Annotated in this window: 1 protein-coding gene and 1 pseudogene; one reads left to right on the top strand and one right to left on the bottom strand. The window is 66.2% G+C overall.

Annotated elements, in window-relative coordinates; all coding sequences use genetic code 11:
- Positions 1-121 precede the first annotated feature (121 nt).
- Entirely contained in the window at positions 122-736 is a 615-nt protein-coding gene (locus IE312_RS09000) for a ScbR family autoregulator-binding transcription factor (protein WP_189980101.1), read from the bottom strand.
- Positions 737-1,127: 391 nt separating this feature from the next.
- Between IE312_RS09000 and IE312_RS39285 the strand changes: the two are divergent.
- A pseudogene (locus IE312_RS39285) lies at positions 1,128-1,312 on the top strand (HAD family phosphatase); the annotation flags it as partial.

Raw genomic sequence — 1,312 nt, 5'->3', positions numbered from 1 at the left:
AGATACCCTCCCGCCCTTGGCCACGGCGCGCGGGCCGCACCTGTGACAAACCGCCTGCCCCTTGAACATCCCTCCCAACCGCTGTATCACAGCGCAGTTCGACCCGGGCGCTTCGCACGGCTCACCCAGGGACGGGCGAGCCCGCATCCTCGTGCCCGGGCGGCCGTAGGGAGGGCAGGGTCAGCTGCCACCAGTCGGACAGGCGGTCGATGACCGTGGCCGCGCCGTCGAGCGCCTCGGTGAAGGAGCAGAGACCGTAGAACGCACACACCAGGGTTCTGGCTGCGCAGGCGGGACGGACCTGTGTACGCAATTGGCCGGCGAGGCGGGCCTGTGCGAGCAGTCTCGTCGCGGCGGCGGTCCACAGCGCGAAGGGATGGGGAAGGGGGGCGTTGATGGTGGCGCGCTCGGTCCACAGACGGGCACCGGCGCGCGTCACCGGGTCCTCCACGAGGGCGCGGGCGATGTCGTAACTGAGGGCGACGAGGCGCTCGATGGGGGGCACCGTCTCGTCGGCGTAGCGCTGGGCGAGCTGCGGCCATGTGGCGAACCGGTCCTCGACCACGGCGACGGCGAGGCCCTCCTTGCTCGCGTAGTGGAAATAGACGGCGCCGCTGGTGCGGCCCGAACCGGCGCTTATGTCGTTCACGCTGGTGGCCGCGTAGCCCCGTTCGGCGAAGAGGCGGGCAGCCGCTTCCAGCAATGACCTGCGGGTTGCCTTCGCCCGTTCCTGCAACGTTCCGTCCGCCCCTGCTCGATGGTTCCGCCGACCATGAATTCAATGCGCCAGCGTACGCCCGGAGCAAAATGGGGTCACACTCGTGCGGTAATTGCAGAGTTTTTTCGACAGGACACGCAGTCGAGTGGTATTGAGTGCGTTGGGCCGGTCGTCGGTCAGTTCGAGCGCTCCTCGCAACTCCCGCGTGAAGAAGCGGTGTTGTCCACGCCCTTTGCTCGTGGCCGCTTAGCGATGCCGCACGGTCATACTCCTGAGCCCCGACGCCGTCGAGTCGCTGAATAGGGTTATTGCCTGATGTGCCACCAGGTGAATAACGTAGTCGTCATTATTTTTTCCATCCTCGGTAGCAGCATGTGCACGCCCTGATTCGCGGACACGAGGAGGACCTGTGACCACCACAGCTCGCGACCTGTTCGAATGGTCACCCGAAGCCGTCGTCTTCGACTGTGACGGCACCCTGATGGACAGCGAACGCCACTGGCAGGAAGCCCGTGACCAGGCGTTCCGGGAATACGGTCTCCAACCACCGTCCGGCTTCCGGGAACAGGCTGCGGGCCTGCACTACGAGGACTG

It is taken from the genome of Streptomyces capoamus, from assembly GCF_014654935.1.
In the GTDB taxonomy this organism is placed as follows: Bacteria; Actinomycetota; Actinomycetes; order Streptomycetales; family Streptomycetaceae; genus Streptomyces; species Streptomyces capoamus.
The sequence above is the reverse complement of the archived record's forward strand: the minus strand, read 5'-3'. Positions and strand labels throughout refer to the sequence as shown.